The sequence below is a fragment of the Pseudarthrobacter raffinosi genome (genome assembly GCF_023913735.1).
Classification (GTDB): domain Bacteria; phylum Actinomycetota; class Actinomycetes; order Actinomycetales; family Micrococcaceae; genus Arthrobacter; species Arthrobacter raffinosi.
The window spans coordinates 1-19,697 of sequence record NZ_JAMXBH010000016.1; the positions used below are offsets into that span (position 1 = coordinate 1).

At 65.4% G+C, this 19,697-nt stretch carries 13 protein-coding genes and 1 pseudogene; 6 read left to right on the forward strand and 8 right to left on the reverse strand.

All coding sequences use genetic code 11. The features are described 5' to 3' along the window. Positions 1–162: 162 nt before the first annotated feature. The 3 genes from NG698_RS15050 to NG698_RS15060 all read right to left on the reverse strand — a co-directional run bounded on the left by NG698_RS15050 (position 163) and on the right by NG698_RS15060 (position 7,752). Complete coding sequence (locus NG698_RS15050; RefSeq protein ID WP_252599789.1) at positions 163–1,008, reverse strand: Fpg/Nei family DNA glycosylase; 846 nt, start codon at positions 1,006–1,008, stop codon at positions 163–165. Next, positions 1,001–6,079 (reverse strand): DNA glycosylase AlkZ-like family protein, encoded by a 5,079-nt coding sequence (locus NG698_RS15055; protein ID WP_252599833.1) that lies wholly within the window; start codon positions 6,077–6,079, stop codon positions 1,001–1,003. The genes NG698_RS15050 and NG698_RS15055 overlap by 8 nt, the downstream gene beginning before the upstream one ends. Positions 6,080–6,201: 122 nt before the next feature. Further along, positions 6,202–7,752 (reverse strand): FAD-dependent oxidoreductase, encoded by a 1,551-nt coding sequence (locus tag NG698_RS15060; protein WP_252599788.1) that lies wholly within the window; start codon positions 7,750–7,752, stop codon positions 6,202–6,204. Positions 7,753–7,933: 181 nt separating this feature from the next. Here NG698_RS15060 and NG698_RS15065 point away from each other — a divergent pair, with 181 nt between their 5' ends. The 6 genes and pseudogenes from NG698_RS15065 to NG698_RS15090 form a co-directional block, all read left to right on the forward strand. Then, the gene (locus tag NG698_RS15065; RefSeq protein ID WP_252599786.1) at positions 7,934–8,944 is read left to right on the forward strand and encodes a LacI family DNA-binding transcriptional regulator; all 1,011 of its coding nucleotides are present in this window, start codon (positions 7,934–7,936) and stop codon (positions 8,942–8,944) included. Beyond that, positions 8,941–9,915: an ABC transporter permease gene (locus NG698_RS15070; protein WP_252610793.1), complete on the forward strand. Its 975-nt coding sequence runs from the start codon at positions 8,941–8,943 to the stop codon at positions 9,913–9,915. Before NG698_RS15065 ends, NG698_RS15070 begins: the two co-directional genes overlap by 4 nt. Before the next feature lie 7 nt (positions 9,916–9,922). Next, positions 9,923–10,882: a carbohydrate ABC transporter permease gene (locus NG698_RS15075; RefSeq protein ID WP_252610795.1), complete on the forward strand. Its 960-nt coding sequence runs from the start codon at positions 9,923–9,925 to the stop codon at positions 10,880–10,882. Between the two features lie 85 nt (positions 10,883–10,967). Further along, positions 10,968–12,575: an ABC transporter substrate-binding protein gene (locus tag NG698_RS15080; RefSeq protein WP_252599781.1), complete on the forward strand. Its 1,608-nt coding sequence runs from the start codon at positions 10,968–10,970 to the stop codon at positions 12,573–12,575. Between the two features lie 106 nt (positions 12,576–12,681). Further along, positions 12,682–14,193, forward strand: coding sequence for a glycoside hydrolase family 32 protein (locus tag NG698_RS15085; RefSeq protein ID WP_252599780.1), 1,512 nt, complete (start codon positions 12,682–12,684; stop codon positions 14,191–14,193). Positions 14,194–14,220: 27 nt separating this feature from the next. Next, a pseudogene (locus NG698_RS15090) lies at positions 14,221–14,452 on the forward strand (PfkB family carbohydrate kinase); the annotation flags it as partial. A gap of 31 nt (positions 14,453–14,483) precedes the next feature. Here the strand turns inward: NG698_RS15090 and NG698_RS15095 are convergent. The 5 genes from NG698_RS15095 to NG698_RS15115 form a co-directional block, all read right to left on the reverse strand. Next, the gene (locus NG698_RS15095; RefSeq protein WP_252599778.1) at positions 14,484–15,104 is read right to left on the reverse strand and encodes a DUF4232 domain-containing protein; all 621 of its coding nucleotides are present in this window, start codon (positions 15,102–15,104) and stop codon (positions 14,484–14,486) included. Between the two features lie 104 nt (positions 15,105–15,208). Further along, the gene (locus NG698_RS15100) at positions 15,209–15,955 is read right to left on the reverse strand and encodes a YcnI family copper-binding membrane protein (RefSeq protein WP_252610797.1); all 747 of its coding nucleotides are present in this window, start codon (positions 15,953–15,955) and stop codon (positions 15,209–15,211) included. 88 nt (positions 15,956–16,043) lie between these two features. Next, entirely contained in the window at positions 16,044–16,667 is a 624-nt protein-coding gene (locus NG698_RS15105; RefSeq protein ID WP_252599775.1) for a hypothetical protein, read from the reverse strand. Between the two features lie 75 nt (positions 16,668–16,742). Beyond that, complete coding sequence (locus tag NG698_RS15110) at positions 16,743–18,089, reverse strand: hypothetical protein (protein WP_252599774.1); 1,347 nt, start codon at positions 18,087–18,089, stop codon at positions 16,743–16,745. A gap of 70 nt (positions 18,090–18,159) precedes the next feature. Further along, positions 18,160–19,281 (reverse strand): NAD(P)H-dependent flavin oxidoreductase, encoded by a 1,122-nt coding sequence (locus NG698_RS15115; protein ID WP_252610799.1) that lies wholly within the window; start codon positions 19,279–19,281, stop codon positions 18,160–18,162. Positions 19,282–19,697: the final 416 nt, after the last annotated feature.

The window sequence follows — 19,697 nt, forward strand, 5'->3', positions numbered from 1 at the left end:
CTGGGCGTCCTCAATACCTTGCATCCAACCAGTCTTAACGACCAGCCCGGCAAGTCCAGCAGGCGCGCCTTAAACCACCCAAATTGTTCAGCAGCGTCCTAGGACCGCCTCGAACGGCCTGGGACTGCTTGGGATTGCCTAGGACCGCTCAGGACACGACGCTCAGGGCAGCATCGGCTGGCACTGCGGGCAGAAGTAGATGTCCCGTTCTTCCTCGCCGTTGGGTTTGCCCAGCACACCGCGGCGGATGGGGGTCCGGCATTTCAGGCAGGGCTGGTGTTCGCGCCGGTACACCCAGTAGCCCGGGCGGCCCGCCATCCGTCCCACGGGCATGCCTCGCGGGTTGAGGACGGTCACCCGGCGTGCCGGGCCCAGGTTGGCTTCCAACAGCTGCTTGGCATCGGTCATCATGATCCGGACGTTGTGGACAGCTGAGACCGGAGTCGCCGGGTGCACCCCGGACAGGAAGCAGGCCTCGCAGCGGTAGATGTTGCCGATGCCTGCCAGGTTGCGCTGGTCCAGCAGGGCGACGCCGATGGGTACATCGGGTGCCGCGCGGATCCGCTGCTCTGCTTCGGCCGGGTCCCAGTCCGGACCCAGCAGGTCCGGGCCCAGGTGGCCCACGATGGTGTCCTCGTCCGCGGTACGGACCACTTCCACGATGCCCAGGGAGAATCCGACGGCGTCCGCTGCCGCCGTGCGCAGGACGCACCGGGCGGTGAATCCAGGCTTCCGCCAGCGCCCTCCCGGCGGATAGACCTGCCAGGTGCCTTCCATCTTCAGGTGCGAATGGATGGTGAGCTTCCGCTCCTCCGGTCCATTCCCGTCCGGTCCCAGCACGCGCATCAGCAGGTGCTTGCCGCGCGGGACCACCTCCGCCACGGTCCAGCCGGCCAGGTTGAGCGTTGCGAACCTCGGCACGCGGAAGTCCGACGCAACGAGCGTCTGCCCCGCCAAGGCCTTGTGCAGTTCGGCGGCGGCCCGCCAGACGGAATCACCTTCAGGCACGGATTCTCAGACCTTTGGGCGTGGAGTATGCCCCGGCGGCGGCCAGCGCCGCTGCCACCGGCGTGTCCAGGATGCCGTGGCCGTTGACCTTTTCCATGATGAGCTTGTCCACGGCTCCCCGGGTGACCACACCTACTAAAGCCGCGCCGGCGGCGGACAGCACGGCTGCGTCCTCGCTGAAGGCCAGCAGCGTTTTGCCGCCGCGCTCCACATAGAGGACCAGGGCGCCGTCTACCATGACCACCAGCGCCCCGGCTTTCCGCCCAGGCCGGTGGCCCGTTCCGGCCTCCACGTCGAGGGCAGGCCAGGACAAAGCAGCCCCATAGGGGTTAGCAGGATCCGTGGCCGCAAGGGCCAATGCCATTGGCTCGGGCTTTGCCAGCTGAGTGTCCTCGGAATAGGAGCGCAGCCGGTCCACGGTTGCGGGGACAGCGAACTGGGCGGCCCCGAGGTGCTCGATGAAGTACCCACGACGGCAGCGTCCGGCCTCCTCCAGCCGGGCCAGCACCTTGTACATCAGGCCGAACCCGCCCAGGATCTGCTCCGCCATGACCGATCCCCGGGTCACCACGCCATACCGGTCCAGCAACAGTTCAGCCGTGGCCCGGGCGTGGATGGTGGCGTCCAGCTCGGGCGAGGGCAGGGCAGACCAACGACCCGCGGCCAGCGGGGGTGTTGCCGCAGTGCCCGACAATGAGCCGTACCGTCCGCCGCCCAGCGCAGGTGAGCCCAGCCCGGGCGATCCCAGAAGGCCGGTACCGTGCGAGCGGCCGAGCCTGCTCAGCCTGGGGGCACGGGCGCGGGGCGAGCGGGCCACTTGGCGGTGCGCCGTGTGGCCGCCGGCGATGAGGGCGCGGACCGGGGCGAAGGTATCTCCGGTTATGCGGCCCGCCCACGCCAGATCCCACAGCGCGGACACCACTTCCTGGTCGCTGAGCACCGCGTCCATGCCACCGGCCACGTCCTTCAGCTGGCGGAAGAAATAACCGCCGCCGTTGTTCCTCAAGTGGTCAAGCAGGCGTTGCTGCGCGTCTCCGGGTTCATATTCGACGGCGGGATTCAGCGTCAGTTCGGCGGAATCGGCCAGGTGGAGGCTGACCCAGCCGTCGTTTCCAGGCAGCGCTCCCGCCCCGGACCAGAGGACCTCACCGGCGGCCATGAGCTCGTCCAACATGGCGGGCTGGTAGTTCGAAACCCTGCTGGCCAGGACCAGCGGCTCCCACGCCGAAGCAGGTACCGGCACGCCGGACAGCTGGTCGATCGCGGTGACAATTCCGTCCAGCCCCCGCAAGGACGGCTGCCCGCGCCCGGCTCCCGGCGTACGGACATGCTGCCAGGCCGGCAGGAAACGCCCATAGGCGGCGGCGTCCACCGGTTCCACTTCGGCGCGCAGGGCTGCGAGCGAACGACGCCGGAGCTTGCGGAGCACTTCGGCGTCGCACCATTCGCTGGTGGTGGGCGCGGGCAGGTGCGTCTGCATGGATCCTTCCGGGAGCGGTTGAGCCGTTTGGACATCCTCAACTGGTGTGTCGTCCGATGGCCCATAGTTGGCCGCCTGTTCCGGCGGGGCGGCGTGCGGCCGGAACTCGCCTTCTACCACGCGACCGTCCGCGGCGAGCCGTTTCAATGCGGTGTTGACCACGGCGACGCCAAGCCCCAACCGGGCCGCGGCTTCCGTCGACGTGAAGGGTCCGTGCGTGCGGGCGTACCGGGAAACCAAGTCGCCCAAGGGGTCTGCCACCGGTTCGATGAAGGCAAGGGGAACGCCCATGGGCAGCGGAACGCCGATGGCATCACGGAGCCGGGCGGCATCCTCGACGGCAGCGTAGCGCTCGGCACCGCCGATGTTGACTCTTATGGCCCGGTTGGCCCGCAGCAGTGTGGTCAGGTGCGTCGTGGCCAGAGGAGTGTCGGCATGCGGGGTTTCGACAGGCTCAACCCCCGGCGATGGCTCAACCCCCGGATCGGCTTCCGGGGTTTCGACAGGCGGAGCCTCCAGGCGGGCGGCGACCTCTTCCGGCGTCAGCGGACCCAGCAACCTGAGAAGATCGGCGACGCCTTCCATGCCGCGGGCCCGGCGGTCCGGCGCAAGGCGCTGGAGTTCAAGCTCGGTGGCCTCGATGACTTTCGCGTCGAGCAGTTCACGGAGCTCAACGCGGCCGAGCAGCTCGTTCAGGAGCGTCGAGTCCAGGGCCAGGGCCGCGGCCCGGCGCTCGGCCAGGGGCGAGTCGCCTTCATACAGGAACTGGGCCACGTACCCGAACAGCAGGGACTTGGCGAACGGTGAGGGCTGCTGTGTGGTGGTCTGCACGATCCTGAGTTCGCGTCGTTCCACCGAGGCCGCAATGTCCTTCAGGGCCGGGAGGTCGTACACGTCCTGGAGGCATTCGCGGACGGTCTCCAGCACGATGGGGAACGTGGGGTATTTCCGAGCGACGTCGAGCAGCTGCGCCGACCGCTGGCGCTGTTGCCAGAGCGGCTGCCGCTTGCCGGGGGTTTGCCGCGGAAGGAGCAGGGCACGCGCCGCACACTCCCGGAAGCGGGAGGCAAACAGCGCACTGCCGCCCACCTCTGCGGTGACAATTTGCTCCAGTTCTTCGGGGTCAAACAGGAACAGCTCGGCGCCGGGCGGCTCGTCCTCCATCATGGGGACCCGCAGCACGATGCCGTCGTCCGCCGCCATGGCAGAGCCGTCCAGGCCGTACCGCTGGTGGAGGCGCTGCCCGACGGCGAGTGCCCAGGGAGCGTGCACCGGCATCCCGAAGGGGCTGTGCAGGATCACCCGCCAATCGCCCAGTTCGTCATGGAAGCGTTCCACCACCAGCGTGGTGTCGCAGGGGACCACCTCGGTGGCCAGCTTCTGTTCACTGAGGTACTGGATCAGGTTGTTTGCGGCGAATTCATCCAGGCCGCTGGCCTTGCAGCGTGCGGTGGCAGGGCCGACGTCGGACGCGGACAGCTCACGCACGAAGGCGCCCAGGGCACGGCCCAGGTCAACGGGCCGCCCCAGTGAGTCCCCCTTCCAGAAGGGAAGTTTGCCCGGCTGGCCGAAGGCGGGGGAGACCAAGACGCGGTCATGAGTGATGTCCTCGATCTTCCAGCTGGTGGCGCCCAACGCAAAGATGTCACCCACCCGGGACTCGTAGACCATCTCCTCGTCCAGCTCACCGACGCGGCGGCCGCCCTTGGCAGGGGACGCGGCGGGTTTGCCATCAGCGCCCGGTGCACCGGAGCCTTCCACCTCGGTGCCGATGATGTACACACCGAAGAGGCCGCGGTCCGGGATGGTGCCGCCGGATGTGACGGCAAGCCGTTGGGCCCCGGGCCTGCCTTCGATGGTGCCGGCGTTCCGGTCCCAGATAATCCGGGGACGCAATTCGGCGAATTCATCGGACGGATATCGGCCGGCCAGCAGGTCAAGGGTTGCTTCGTAGGCGGACCGGGGGAGGGACGCGAACGGGGCGGACCGCCGGACAGTGGCGAACCATTCCTCCACATCGATGCTGCCCAGGGCGGTGGCCGCGACGGTCTGCTGGGCCAGGATGTCCAACGGATTGGCCGGGACAAAGAGCCGCTCGATCTTCCCTTCGAGCATCCGCTCCACGGTGATGGCCGTGTGCACCAGGTCTGCCCGGTGCTTGGGAAACAGCACTCCCTGCGAAATTTCCCCTACCTGGTGCCCGGCGCGGCCCACGCGTTGGAGTCCGCTGGCCACCGACGGCGGTGATTCCACCTGCACCACGAGGTCCACAGCGCCCATGTCGATGCCGAGTTCCAAGGACGAAGTGGCCACGACGCAGCGCAGCCGGCCGGACTTGAGATCATCCTCAATGAGTGCCCGTTGGTCCTTGGAAACGGAACCGTGGTGGGCTCGGGCCAGCAAAGGATCGGCTCCCGCCGTGCTGCCGGCCTGCGCCATCATGTGGGCCGGCGTCGCGGTGGACGCAGGAGTGGAGGCAGGACTGAAAGCAGGACTGAATGCCCCGTCGCCGGACGGAAAACCTGGATCTGCGGCACCAGCATCAGGCGAGTCCCAGCCGCCGCCGACCGCGATCAGTTGCCGTTCGGCGTAGATCTCGTTGAGCCGCGCCGTGAGCCGTTCAGCCAGGCGACGGGAGTTGGCGAAGACGATGGTGGACTGGTTGGCCAGCACCAGGTCAACGATCTTTTCCTCCACATGGGGCCAGATCGAGGCCTGGGGCTGCAGCCCGGATGCCGGACCGGAGTCGAAGGCGCCCGCGGCGCCCGGGAGGTCGGACATGTCCTCCACGGGGACGGATACGGTGAGGTCCCAGTTTTTCCGTGACGGCGGGGCCACGATTTCCACCGGCGCAGCACCGGCCAGGAACTGGGCCACCAACTCGCGCGGCTCCACCGTGGCGGAGAGGCCGATCCGCTGGGCGGGCTTGGACAGCAGCGCATCCAGCCGTTCCAGGGAGACCGCCAGGTGCGCGCCACGCTTGGTTCCAGCCACGGCGTGGACCTCGTCAACGATGATTGTGTCCACCTCGGTGAGGGTCTCGCGCGCCCTGGAGGTGAGCATCAGGAACAGCGATTCCGGCGTGGTGATGAGGATGTCCGGCGGGTTGCTGAGCAGCGCGCGACGGTCCGCCGTCGTGGTGTCACCGGACCGGACCCCCACGGTGATCAGGGGCGCTGGAAGTCCCAGCCGCTTGGCAGTCTGGGTGATCCCGATCAGCGGCGAGCGGAGGTTGCGTTCCACGTCCACACCGAGGGCTTTCAGCGGCGAGATGTACAGGACGCGGGTCTTGCGTTTGGGCGGGCGGGGGCGTCGTCCTTTGGCCTGCCCTTTCACCGGCCCTTTGACCGATACAGCATCCACGCCCGGCAATTCAGGGTCACCCAGTTCCGGAGCAGGGGAAGGGGCCTCAACGAGCAAACGATCCAGGGCCCAGAGGAACGCCGCGAGCGTCTTTCCTGAACCGGTGGGTGCCACCACCAGTGCGTGCGAGCCGGACGAGATGGCGTTCCAGGCGCCGGTCTGGGCAGGGGTGGGCTCCGCAAACGCGCCAAGGAACCAGTCCCGCGTGGGCCGGCTGAAACGGCCCATGGGTTCCTCTTTGCGCCCGGCCGGGCGGGCTGCGTGGCCCGCTTCCGCGGGCTGATCCTCCTGCATTCCTCCATCATGCCCTACCCCACCGACAGTATTGCCGGCAGCGTTGGAGGCGTGGATCAACGCTGCTCAAGCCTCGGAAGATCCTTGGTGGCGGGTCCTTCGAGGAGCTTGCCGTCCGGGCTGAAGCGCGAGCCGTGCAGCGGGCAGTCCCAGGTCAGTTCGCTGTCGTTCCAGTGCACGATCCCGCCCAGATGCGTGCAGACGGCGGAGACCCTGCAGGTGGTGCCGTCCACAGTGGAGACCGCCGTGGGCCGGGCGCCGTCGCGATATACCCGCCCGCCGTCGTCGGCCGGTACGGGACCTCCGGCAGTTGCCTCCGGAACCGCGGTTTCGGCAGGCTCAACCACCGGCCTGCCACTCACCGACTTGCCAACCGCCAGCTTCCCCCAGTCGGTGGCCAGCCGCGCAGCCACGCCCGCGTTGACGGCGACGGCGGTCAGCGCCCCGCCCGGAGACGTCACGCGGTGATGGATCGTGTTGGCCCAGCGGAGGCTGCCGCCGAGGATGTCCGCGGAGATGCCAAGGGCGGCGGCCACCGCGTTGGTCATGCCCCACTTGTTGTAACCGGTGCCGAAGAAGATGTGGCCCCGGCCCCGTGGCAGTTTGCCAAAGAAGGGCATGAGGTTGGTGGCCTGGTAGTCCTGGGCCGACCACGTGTGGGTGGTTACCGCACCCGGGAAGTGTCCGGTAGCCCAGTCGAGCAGTCCCGACAGATGGGACTTTTCCGATTCAGTCCGCCCCACCTGATGCCCGTGCCCGCCCACAAGCAGGAACTGACGGCCGTCAGCCTCATAATCCCGCAAGGAGTGGGTGGGTTCCTCGGCGGAGAGGTACATTCCGGGCGGCGCGGTGACCCCGGCAGGCAGCTCCAGGGCCGCGGCGTAGGAGCGTAGGGGTTTGAGTTTGGTGAAGTAGAGTCCGCGGTCGAGGACGGGGATTCCGGTGGCGAGAACGACGTTGTTGGCGGTGACGGTGCCCTGGTCTGTGTGGACAATTAGTGGTCCGCTCCCGGAGACATTCCGCAGCCGGGTCCTGCCTACTACGCTCCCGCCGCGGGCACGGACGTCCCTGAGCAAGGCATCCAGGACGTCCATAGGGTTGATCTGGGCCTGATCGGTCAGCAGGAGGGCGCCTTGGATGGGGAAGGGGAGGCGTGCATCGCGCACGTACTCCACGTCCAGGCCGGCGGTGGTCGCGGCGCCGAGGTCCTCAAGCAGGCGCTCGGTCCCTTGGGCAGTGGTGGCGTAGGTGTAGGCATCCCGGCGCTGATACGGCACGTGGTGTTCGTCGAGGTAGCGGAGCAGCCACGACTGCCCTTCCCGGTTGGCCTCAACGTAGGCCCCAACCTGCTTCTGCGCGTACTGTCTGGCCAGGGCAGACAGGACGGTCCCCTGCAGCAGGCTGACTTTCGCCGTTGTGTTTCCGGTGGTCACGGCCCCGGGAAATCTGGCCTCCAGGACCTGGACGCGCTGCCCCGACCTGGCCAGCAACAGTGCGGTTACCAGCCCCGTCAGACCGGCCCCCGCCACCACGGTGTCGTAGCGGCTCCCTGCCTCGAACGGGTCAGAGCTGAATGATTGCCCGCGGTCCAACCAGAGCGACGTCATGGAAGCTAAGTGTACTTATCAGCGTCTGTCAGGCCCAGAGCCCAGAGCGATGCGGATCATCTGTTGACGCCCGATGTGATGCACGCTACAGTTGACCGAAGTTATACGAATAACCCACAAAACCAACTGGCCCGAGGAGGTGCCCATCATGGCTGGATCACGGCCAAAGTCAGGACCGACAATGCACGACGTCGCTGCTGCTGCCGGTGTTTCACAGGCCACCGTGTCATTGGTGCTGAATTCGGCCTCCGGGTCGCGTTTCTCCGAGGATACGCGTAAGCGTGTTCGGGACGCCGTGAACCGGCTCGGCTACCGCACGAACGCCCACGCTAAAGTTCTTCGCGAGGGCGTGGCCGGCATGATCGGTTTCATCGGCGATTCCGTGGCCACCACTCCTTTTGCGGGCGCCATCATCGAAGGCGCGCAGCAGCGGGCATGGGAGGACGGGCTCCTCCTGCTCTCGGTAAACACCGGTGGTGACAGGCAGCTCGAGGCCGCTTCCTTGGACACCATGCTCTCTTATAAGGTTGCCGGCGTGGTCTACGCCGCCATGTATCACCGCCGGCTGGAAGTTCCGGAGGCCCTGGCGGGCGTCAGGTCCGTAGTGCTGAATTCGCAAGACAGGGTCGGTCGGGTCCCGAGTGTCGCCCCGGACGAGGTCAAAGGCGGGTATGCGGCCACGAGTCGACTGCTCGAGGCAGGCCACACCAGGGTGGGGATGATCAATATCGAAACCCTGGAAAGCGGTCTTCCTGCCGCCGTCGGCCGCTACGAGGGCTACTGCGCGGCACTTGAGGAAGCGGGGCTGGACGTTGATCCGTCGCTGGTCCGTTTCGGTCAAGGCGGTGAGGAACATGGCTACAAGTACGCGATGGAGCTGCTGACCTCCAGCAACCCGCCCACCGCGATTTTCTGCGCGAATGACCGTGGCGCCTGGGGCGCCTACCAGGCCGTCTCGGACCTGCGGCTCTCAATCCCCGGGGACGTCTCGATCGTGGGGTTCGATAATCAGGCGACTCTGGCGCCGTTTCTTCGCCCCGGACTGACCACTTTTGAATTGCCGTTCGTCGCCATGGGCCGGCGCGCGGTTGACCTGATCCTCCAGGACGCGGAACCCGATGGCCGGGTCGAGCTCATGGACTGCCCTCTGATCGAACGGAACTCAGTGACCCACCCTAAGGAGATGCCATGAGCCGCACCATCCCGGCCCGACGCGGGCGTCCGGTTGCGGCGCCGTTGCCGCAACGAAAAAATTCTCTTTCGCTCCGCCTGAAGAGGATTTCCCGTGCCTGGCAGTTATACGTATTACTAACCCCGGCGATCATCTACATCCTGGTCTTCAAATACTGGCCGATGTACGGCGTGCAGATCGCGTTCAAGAACTACAACCCGGTGGACGGGTTCACTGACAGCCCCTGGGTGGGCCTGACCCACTTCATCAGGTTCGTGAACTCCTACCAGTTCGGGCAAGTGGTCGGTAACACCTTGTGGATCGCCGTCCTGGGCCTGCTGCTTGCCTTCCCCATTCCGATCATCCTGGCTTTGCTGGTCAACCAGCTCCAGAGCGAGAAGTTCAAGAAGTTCACCCAGACGGTGCTGTATTCGCCCGCGTTCATCTCCACCGTGGTGGTGGTGGGCATCATGTTCGTGGTCCTCTCCCCACGGTCGGGGCTGGTGAACAACGCCATCCAACTGGGCGGCGGTGAGCCAATCTTCTTTATGGGTTCGGCGGAGTGGTTCCGACCCATCTACGTGATCTCTGATGTTTGGCAGAACGCCGGCTTCTCGATGATCGTGTACCTGGCGGCGCTGGCGGCCATCGACCCGGCGCTTCATGACGCGGCCAAGGTGGACGGTGCCTCCAAGCTGCAGCGTATCCGGCACATCGACCTCCCTGGGATCATGCCGGTGGTGACCATCCTGTTCATTCTGGCCATCGGCAACCTGCTCAACGTCGGCTTCGAGAAGGCACTGCTGATGCAGACGCCCCTGAATATCTCGACCTCGGAGATCATCCAGACCTACGTCTATCATGCGGGCCTGCAGCAGGCGCAGTTCAGCTATTCGGCCGCCATCGGCCTGTTCAACTCCCTCCTCAACCTGGCGCTGTTGCTCGTCTTCAACACGATTGCGCGGCGGGCCAACCAAGCGACCCTGTGGTGATGCCGAAATGTCTCTGACAACCAACCCCCGCACAACCGACACCCCGAGCCGGACCATCAACCAGGGCCGCCCCCAGCGGACCCTGCGCGACAAATACGGCGACCGCGCCTTCAGTATCGCCGCCACAGCTGTCCTGATGCTGTCCATCCTGGCCGTGGTGTACCCGCTGTACTTCATCGTGATCGCCTCCATCAGCGACCCGAATGCCGTCTACGAAGGTAAGGTCTGGCTGTTTCCTTCCGGTATGACTACCGAAGGCTACGAACGGATCTTCGCCGATAGCCGGATCTGGAATGGCCTGGGCAATACCGTCATCTATACCGTGCTCGGTACCGCCGTCAGCGTCAGCACCATCCTGTGCGGCGCCTACGCCCTGTCCCGCAAGGACATGCCGGGCCGGAAGATCCTGATGCTCCTGTTCGTCATCACGATGTTCTTCGACGGCGGCCTCATCACCAAGTATCTGGTGGTCCGCGACCTGGGCATGCTGGACACCGTCTGGGCAGTGGTCCTTCCCGGCGCGGTCGGCGTCTGGAATCTCATCATCGCCAGGTCCTTCTTCGAGCACACCATTCCGAACGAGCTACGCGAAGCCGCCCAGATGGACGGGGCAACCGACTTCAAATTCTTCTTCAAAATGGTGCTCCCACTGTCCAAACCGCTGATCATGCTCATGATCATGATCCACGTCGTGGCCCAGTGGAACTCGTTCTTCGACGCACTGATCTTCCTCAACGACGACTCCAAATACCCGCTGCAGCTCGTCCTGCGCAACATCCTCATCCAGTCAGACGTCTCCTCCACCGGAACCACCGGCGGGGACATCGAATCCTATGCCGCCGCGCAACGGATCGCAGAGCTCACCAAATACGCCATGATCGTCGTCTCGAGCCTGCCACTCATGATTGCCCTGCCATTCATGCAGAAGCACTTCACCAAGGGCGCCATGATCGGCGCCGTCAAATAGCACCTCCCCGCATCGACCGCCCTGGCAACCGCCGTCGGACGGCAGCACACCCACCGCAAGAACCCACCTCAGAATAGGAATGACCATGTCACTCAGCCGTAAATACGCCGCCCTCGGCGCCGTCCTGGCCGGAACATTGATGTTCACCGCCTGCTCCGGCGGAGGCTCCGGCACCACGGAGATCAAAGACGCCTCCGCCGAGTTCGGCTTCCAGCAAACAGGCTTCCCGATCGTCAGCAAGCAACTCGACCTGACATTCTCCGGCACCAAGACCGCCCTGGCGCCGGACTACAACACCATGACCGTGGTGCAGGAATGGGAAAAAACCACCAATATCCACATCAACTGGGAAAACCTGCCCGAAACGGTCTTCCAGGAAAAAAAGAACCTCATCCTCGCCAGCGGGGACCTGCCCGACGCCTTCTTCAACACCGGCCTGACCGACGCCGAAATCGCCACCTACTCCGCCAGCGGCACCCTCATCCCACTCGAGGGCCTGATCGAAAAGAACGCACCCAACCTCTCCAAGCTGCTCTCCGAACGGCCGGACATCAAGGCAGCCATCACCTCCTCGGACGGGCACATCTATTCCCTTCCATCGGTGGAAGAACTCGGCCTGGTCCAGTTCCCCAATGAACTGATCATCAACACTTCCTGGCTGCAAAAGCTCAACATCCCGATGCCGAAGACCATCGACGAGTTCCACGACGCCCTGCTGGCCTTCAAGACCCAGGACGCGTCCGGGACCGGCAGGACCCTCCCGCTGAGCTTCAGGCCCGGCGGTTGGACCGGCGACATCGTTGACCTCATCGCGGCCCTTGGCGGAGTGCCGGACAACATGGACCACCGCATCGTCAAGGACGATAAAGTCATCTTCACCGCCACGCAGGACGGCTACAAGAAGGCCATCCAGACCCTGCACGAGTGGTACAAGGAAGGGTTGATCGACCCCGAATCCTTCTCCCAGGACGACAAGGCCTACCTGGCCAAGGGCAAGTCCGCCACGGAAAACCTCGGCTCCTTTGTCTGGTGGGAAATCCCCGAAATGGTCGGCGCTGACCGCGCCAACAACTACTCCATCGTCCCCGTGCTTGAAGGCGTGGACGGCAAACGGATCGCCAGCCAGTCCAACAACCAGGAAATCGCCCGCGGCGCCTTCGCCATCACCCGGACCAACAAATACCCGGCCGCGACCATGCGCTGGGCCGACAACCTCTACGACCCCATCCAGTCCGCCCAAGCGAACTGGGGACCCGTCAGTGAAACCCTCCAGAAGGACGCCAGCGGCCTCCTGACCCAGATCCCCGCCCCGGCCGGAACCAGCGAAGGCGAACGACGCCAAAAGGTCGCCCCGGGCGGCCCGAAGGCGAACACCGCAGAGAACTTCACAACCGTCGTCGCTCCCGAACCGCGTGCCGCTGAACGCCAGAAGGTCGTCAACGAATTTTACAAGCCCTTCGCCGGCAACGACGGCTACCCCCCGGTGGCCCTCTCCAACGAAGAACTGCAGCAGATCAGCACCATCCAGACGGACACCACCTCGCTGGTCAAGCAGAACGTCGCCAAGTGGATCGTCTCCGGCGGCATCGAGCAGGAATGGGACGGCTACGTCACCCAGCTCAAAAACGTCGGCATCGACAAAATGATCGAGGTCTACCAGCAGGCCTACGACCGCTACAAAAAGAACTCCTAGCTCCGAGAAGCCGGGTGGGCCGGCGCAAACCGGCCCACCCCACGTTCAGGGAACCCTGCGGACAAGGGTTCTCCGCAGACCTGCACAGAAACGAGACCTCACCTTCATGACTGCCGCGACCGCCACCACGGCCGACACCTTCCGCCCGGCCCTGCACTACGCCGCCCGGAACACGTGGCTCAATGACCCCAACGGCCTCATCCACCACGACGGCGTCTTCCACCTCTACTACCAGACCAACCCGCTGGATAACGTCTGGGGCAACATGTCCTGGGGACACGCCACCTCCCCGGACCTGACCACCTGGACCGAACACCCCGTCGCCATCTCCTGTGACGAGGAAGAAGACATCTTCTCCGGCAGCATCGTCTTCGACCGGGACAACACCAGCGGATTCGGGACCGACTCGGCTCCGCCCCTGGTCGCCGTCTACACCAGCGCCTTCAAACCCGGCTCCGCGCACGAAGGCCTCCAGGCCCAGTCCCTCGCCTACAGCCGCGACGGCGGCCACACCTGGACCAAACACACCGCCAACCCCGTACTGAACCGCGGATCCGCCGAGTTCCGCGACCCGAAGGTCATAAGGTACGACGGCGGTGCCGGCAGTTACTGGGTCATGGTCGCCGTGGAAGCCAAGGACTTCCAAGTGGTGCTCTACAAGTCCGAGGACCTGAAGAGCTGGGAGATGCTGAGCACCTTCGGCCCGGCTAACGCCACCGGAGGCGTCTGGGAATGCCCTGATCTCTTCCCCCTCCCCGTCGACGGCGACCCAGAGAACGTTCAGTGGGTCCTCACCGTGAACCTCAACCCCGGCGGACCCAACAACGGCTCCGCCGGACAGTACTTTGTAGGTGACTTCGACGGGACCACGTTCACCTCGGCCACCACCGTGACCGAAGGACTCCAGGACCCGGACCGGTTGGGCGAGTACCAGTGGCTGGACTGGGGACGGGACTACTACGCCGCAGTCTCCTTCAGTGATGCCCCCGACAGCCGCCGCCTCATGATCGCCTGGATGAACAACTGGGAATACGCGAATCAGATCCCCACCTCGCCCTGGCGCAGCCCCATGACGCTGGCCCGCGAAGTATCCCTCCGCACCATTGACGGAAATGCGCGACTGATTCAAGAGGCCACCGGAGATTTCGCCTCGATTTCCGACCCTGCCCGGGCGTTCAGGCTTGCGCATATGGAAATCGCCGACGGTACACACATCCTTGATGGTGCAGCGGGCAGCGTCCAGCGCATCGATGTCACCCTGAGGCCCGGAAGCGCCACGGAATTCGGGCTTGTGGTCCGCGGCAACGGCGGCCAGGGAACCCGCATCGGCATCAGACCCGTTGAAGGCACCCTCGTCGTTGACCGGCGCGATTCCGGGCAGACAGGTTTCCACGAAACTTTCGCCTCCATCGACTCCGCCGCTATCCGGGCTATCGACGGTGACTACAAGCTCACCATCTTTGTGGACCGCTGCTCCGTTGAGGTCTTCGCCCAGGACGGCCAGGTCACCATGACCGAGCTGATCTTCCCGGCACCCACCAGTACCGACCTCGCGCTCTATTCCATCGGTGGCACAGCCACCGTAAACAACCTGAACGTCACGCAGTTCTTCGCCTGACTGAAGAATTCGCGGTCACGGCACACCAGCATCCCGGCAGAGGCCTCCCGGGTCGCTGGCACGATTGGCGCCGGGGACTCGTATATGGCAGCCCTGATCCTGGGACTCCTCGCCTGCGGGACCCGATGGCTTGGCACCCGCTGTTCTTGAGCAAGTAGGACGCACAGCTGCGATGGCGGCCGCCATCACGGTGCGGCGGCCCGGCGCAAATCCGCCGACACTCGAGGAACTCCGGACCCATCTGCAGCCGGCGAATTAACCTGGCAGCGGACCGAATCCTTCCCACATTTTCAGGCAGGCTGGAAGGCTCCGACGCTCAGGAGGGCGATGTTCGCATTAGTGCACGCGCTGGTGGGCTGGGGCAGGAACAACGACGCTGTGTCTTCGGGCGGGTAGATGCGGTAACCGGCCGCGTCCGTCAGCGTGCAGTCGCTGTAGTTCGCGGCCTGGGTGTAGCGGAGGACAGTGGTTCCGGTCTGGCCGGGCGCCAGCAGGACGTCCGCGACGGGGGTGGATTCGTCGCGGGTTGCCGCCGCACCAATCGGTGCACCGTCGGCGTTGGCGGTCAGTGACACCCCCGGGTAGCCCTTGAGCAGGCAGGGCGCCGTTCCCGTATTCGTGAGGTTCAGCTTCATGTAGACGCTGCCCGCCGCGCCGCCGCCGGACGCATCGGTAGCCGCCGACAGTGTGGCCGCTTTGCAGAGCGCGGGACCGGCCTGGGTGTTGGTCGCCGACGGCGACGCGGACGCGCCCGGAGATGACGGAGTGCTGGACGGGCTGGCGGAGTTCGTCACCGGCGTCGTCGTCCCCTGCGCCTGCGGCTGGCTCTGTCCGCAGGCGGTGAGCATCAGCGCCGCCGCCGCGACCGCCGTCGTAATAACAAACCCTTGTGCAATGCGCTGAGACGTCATGGCACCACCTTTGTTGCTGCTGCGACGGGAGTCAACGATGCCACGGGCAGGCAGGACGATTTGATGCCCGGATCGTGATCATCCGGACATCAAATCCCGCGATGTTACGTGGCGGATTCCTGCCGGCGCTTCGAGCCGCTGCGCGCGAAGGCCACCCCGCCCAGGGCGAGGCCGCCGAGGCCGGCGGCAAGCCCAGCCCAGCTGCGGGCGTCCGCGCCGCTGTCAGTCACGGCGGCTGCCTGTTCGGTGGCCGGGGTTTCGGTGGTGTGCGCCGCGGAAGCAGCGCCGTGGCCGTCCGCGCTGGCCGGCTCGGTGATGGTGATGGACGGTGCCGGGGCCTTCAGGGAGTGCGGGTCCTGCCCGTCCTTGGCGATCTCCGACCAGTCGGTCTGTCCCGTTTCGCACGACTGCAGCGTGGGGAAGTAGAGCGTGGAGCCTGCCGCGTCGGGCAGCTTGACCGACAGCACCAGGGCATCGCGCAGTTCATGGGCCAGCGGAGTTTTGGCCGTGTACACAATCTGGCTGGTGCGTTTGGTGATGGAGGAGCCGTCGGCCAGTTTCTTGGGCTCGGCGAGCTGTTCGGTCACCTTTTCCACGGTCCAGTTGGGGTTCACCGTGGGCTGGGCGTCGTTGAGTTCGGCCGGCAGGGTGATGGCCACTTTCGTGGTGCCGGACTCCTCGCAGCCGTGCGGGATGCCGAAGGTCAGGAGGGCGTACGAGTTGGCGTCGGTCTTGTCCGGCTTGACGCCGACGTGGGCGGACGCGCCTGCTGCTGCGGTCAGGATCAGGACGGCTGCGCCGCCGGTGGCTGCCACTGCGGTGAGGGTGCGGCGAAGGAATGTGGTGGTCATGGGGTTGCCTTTCGGACGCACGCCGGATGGGGGCGTGCGGAAGTACGGGATGGGGCCCGCGGCCTGCGGAAGTGCGGTGCGGGCGGAGTCAGGAAAGTACGACGGCGGAAGGCGGGCCGCGTCGGCTGTGTTGCCTGAGGTTCCGCCAGGGGCGGAGGGGGAGAACCGCCGGTGGGGCAGTCACCGCACGCGGTGTGCCGGCGTCGGGTGTTACTGCTTCGGGGAGCCGGACGAGGGGCCTCAGCCACGCGGCCAGAGCCCACAGCGCGGCTTCACCCTTGGCAAGCAGGAGGGCGCACGCGCCGGTGGCGAGTGCGTGGGTCAGGAGCATCAGGATGCCCGCTGATCCGGCATCGTGGACGTGTCCGGTGGCAGCGATGACGGGCGCGGCGGCGCCGGCGAGGTGGGCGTTATGGAGCCCGGAGGCGGCAGCGCTTACAGCGGTACCCGACGAACTGAAGACCGTGAAGGCTTCGTGCAGGATGAACTGTCCCGCGCCGAGGACAGTGAGCATGGCTGGAAAATTGAGTCGCAGCCTCGTGGCCGTGGTGGCTGCCAGGACTGTCAGTGCGAGCACGGCCAGCAGGATGCCTGGGGCGGGAAGGTCGCCGCCGCCGGCGACGTGGGCGCCTGCGGCAAGTGTCAGGATTCCCGTGGACAGGGAGGCGGCGCGAAGGAAATGGAAGGGTGGCCGGGCGTGGTTGGTGCGCACGGATCCTCCTTATTGCGGTCGCCGGTGACGGGCTTCAGTCGCGTTCTTCCAGTGTTCTTCGGCGACGTTCAGATTCTAGCGGCCTTTGGGCGGGCCACCGGTGTGTGACGGGCGGTGCAGCGCGATCACGTTCGATGGAGATTCTGTCGTTTCGGATGGCTCGTCTGCCAAGTTGAAGAAACCCATGGCCAGGTCGAGGCACTGGATGGCCACCGGGGGAACGCGGTAATCGGTCGCCGCCTCCACCAATCCGAGTTCGGCGAGAAGGGTCAGCTTCTGCTGTGCTTGCAGGGCCGCGAGCGACGCGTAGACCTCTTCGAGGCCCGTTTCTTCGAGTTTCGTGTCTTCAAGGTCTACGTCCTGAAGCAAGGCGCCCTCAAGGTCCGGCGACGCCATCCGTTCGAGTTCCGCCACGGGCATCGGTTCATCGGTGGTGCCATAGGTGAGGACGGCCAGCAGTGTCCCGGCTACCGCTTCCTGGTCCCACACCTGGTCCTCGTCGGTGAGCACTCCGACCAAAAGGACCACCGACAGCATCCGGCGGATGTCCAGCCGTTCCTCGATCCTCGTGCTGTTCCAGGCGGCCACTTCCGGGCCGGGAATGGCTTTGGTGGATCCGAGCGTGATCAGGTTTGCCCCCACCAGAGCTGACCAGATGTCTCGGAGCACAGGCACGTCGTGCATGGTTCCAACTTCCAGCAACGTTTTGGGCCGGCTCTCGGCAGTTTCCAGATCGAAAAGTGGGAGGGTCCGACTCGCGGCCCGCTTTCCACAGGCATGTACTCCTACGGCTGCGGCTGCCGGCTCGATGTCCTTAAGCCGCAGGGCACCCGTGCTGGTGATTTCCTTGCCGGTTCCGATCCAGTCCAGCAGGGAGGTGGCATGCTGGATCAGCGGCATGGCATTGAACGCAGCCTCCTGGTGGTCGTCGCTGAGGTCAGGTACCTGGATAACCGGCAATTGCGGGACAGCTGCGGTGATACCGTTTCCCAGCGCAGCATGGAGTTCCTCGTAGGCGGCGTCCGTGCCGCTCCAGCGGCCGGTCGCCTTCAGGAAATGGATGTAGGAGTGCAGTGCGAAGTAGATGTTGTCGAAGACCTCATCCATTTCATCGGGGTCCAACGACACCGCAATTGCTCCGGCCGCCTGCTCCACGCCGTCACTGTCGATTGCGGTGGCCGAACTCGAACCGTTGATGGTGTGCTGCGCCGTGAGGAAGAGCTTGACCAGTTCGAGGCACTCGAACGCATCGGCAGGGTCAGGGGCTTCAGCCGCGTTCCATTGAATGAAATCGACAGCCATCGAGTCAATTGCCCGATGGTTCAGGACCAGCTGCAACGGCATCTTGGGCGCCGACGGAACAGCCTTCAGGTGCCGCCGGTCCTTGTTCTTGCTCTTCGATTTGCCGGTCTTTTTGGTCAAGGAGTGCCTCCGGTGTCAACGGGCGATCGTCCCACATTCGATGGCTGGGATAACCGCGGATGTATCGAGCTTACAAAGCCGGACTGCCGGCGAGCAGTTCCGCCAGGACATCAGCGGCGGAGTCATGCCGGATCAGCGGTGTGGCCTGCCCCGCCCACAGTGACATAAGCTCCGTGTTTCCCAGGGCGGCTGCCTGTGGGCGGAAGCGGCCGGTGAGCCAGTTCTGGACGGGGAACGGGGCTATTCCGGCTTCCGAGAGTCCACCCGCCGCCAGTTTGGCCTCTGACACTTTGGCCACTGACAGTTCGGCGATGATGCGGTTGGGGATCCCGCGGGCAAGCCGTCCGCTGAGTGCCCTTGTCAGCACTGTTTCCCGCGCGGCCGGGCTGTGGAGGATGGCCCGGTATTCAGGCACAGCCGCGGATTCGCGGGTGGCCAGGAACGCCGAGCCCACCTGGACCGCGTCGGCGCCGAGGGCTCGTGCAGCAGCGTAGCCGCGGCGGTCTGCAACGCCGCCGGCAGCGATGACTGGAATGTCGACGGCGTCAACCACCTGCGGAACCAATGCAAAGGTTCCGATCAGGGACTCCTCCGCGGGCTTCAGGAACGAGACGCGGTGCCCGCCGGACTCCATGCCGCTGGCGACTACAGCATCCACGCCACCGGTTTCCAGGGCGATGGCTTCCGCGACGGTCGTGGCGGTGCCCACCAGGACTATTCCACGCCGGTGAGCCTCCTCCACCAGTTCCGGCGCGGGCACACCGAAGACAAAGCTGACGACGGCGGGACCCGCCTCCAGGCTTGCCTCCACCTGTTCTTCGTAATTGGGCAGGTAGCGGTCCGGCATGTGCGGAAGCGGCAGGCCCAGTTCGTCAAAGTACGGCTTCAGGGTTTCGAGGTAGTGGTCGAAGTCCGCTTGGGGGAGTGAGGTGGCTTCGTCGCCGGTGGGAATCCAGAGGTTGAGGGCGAACGGTTTCGCCGTTGTCTTCCTGAGCTCAGCTGCGGTGTTCCGAATGGCGTCGGCACCGTAACCGTAGAGGCCGTAGGAACCCAGCCCTCCGCCTTCGCTCACGGCTGCTGTCAGCTCCACGGAAGACACTCCGCCGAACGGACCCAGCACCACCGGAACGTCCGTGCCGAACAGTTCGGTGATGCGGTTTGGCCGGGCGGAGGTGCGGTTCTCGGGCGTCATGCGGGCAGCTCCTGGCAGGTCGGCGTTGGCTTCAGGACCCAGTCTCGCAGGGCTGGCGGCCGCTGCCCAATCTGTGCACGCGAAGTCAGTCTGTTTCGGGGCCTGAGCAGTAATGGCAGTCGTCGGGGCAGGTTTCGGTCACGGCTGGCTCCAAGGGATTTCGAGGCCTTCGCAGACCTGGAAGAGTCTGCGTCCGCCCATTGGCGCGATTCGTCATCGAAGTCACGGTTGGTCCTTAAAGATCGGGTGCCGGTCAGGTATGCCGGTCCAATACATCCAACCCCAAGGGCACTGTCTGCTCAATGGAGGATGTGACCACGGTTGCCGCACCCGTTTGTGCAGGCATCCAGTAGGGCCATGTACCGCGACATGGGGGCGAGGCTAGACTGCTGGCGTAAGTCGCCAACCACCTCAGG

What these genes read in the sequence shown, in the direction of transcription:
- NG698_RS15100 (WP_252610797.1), bottom strand. Translation starts at nt 15,955, where the DNA reads ATGACCACCACATTCCTTCGCCGCACCCTCACCGCAGTGGCAGCCACC.
- NG698_RS15095 (WP_252599778.1), bottom strand. Translation starts at nt 15,104, where the DNA reads ATGACGTCTCAGCGCATTGCACAAGGGTTTGTTATTACGACGGCGGTC.
- NG698_RS15055 (WP_252599833.1), bottom strand. Translation starts at nt 6,079, where the DNA reads ATGGGCCGTTTCAGCCGGCCCACGCGGGACTGGTTCCTTGGCGCGTTT.
- NG698_RS15075 (WP_252610795.1), top strand. Translation starts at nt 9,923, where the DNA reads ATGTCTCTGACAACCAACCCCCGCACAACCGACACCCCGAGCCGGACC.
- NG698_RS15070 (WP_252610793.1), top strand. Translation starts at nt 8,941, where the DNA reads ATGAGCCGCACCATCCCGGCCCGACGCGGGCGTCCGGTTGCGGCGCCG.
- NG698_RS15080 (WP_252599781.1), top strand. Translation starts at nt 10,968, where the DNA reads ATGTCACTCAGCCGTAAATACGCCGCCCTCGGCGCCGTCCTGGCCGGA.
- NG698_RS15065 (WP_252599786.1), top strand. Translation starts at nt 7,934, where the DNA reads ATGCACGACGTCGCTGCTGCTGCCGGTGTTTCACAGGCCACCGTGTCA.
- NG698_RS15060 (WP_252599788.1), bottom strand. Translation starts at nt 7,752, where the DNA reads ATGACGTCGCTCTGGTTGGACCGCGGGCAATCATTCAGCTCTGACCCG.
- NG698_RS15085 (WP_252599780.1), top strand. Translation starts at nt 12,682, where the DNA reads ATGACTGCCGCGACCGCCACCACGGCCGACACCTTCCGCCCGGCCCTG.
- NG698_RS15115 (WP_252610799.1), bottom strand. Translation starts at nt 19,281, where the DNA reads ATGACGCCCGAGAACCGCACCTCCGCCCGGCCAAACCGCATCACCGAA.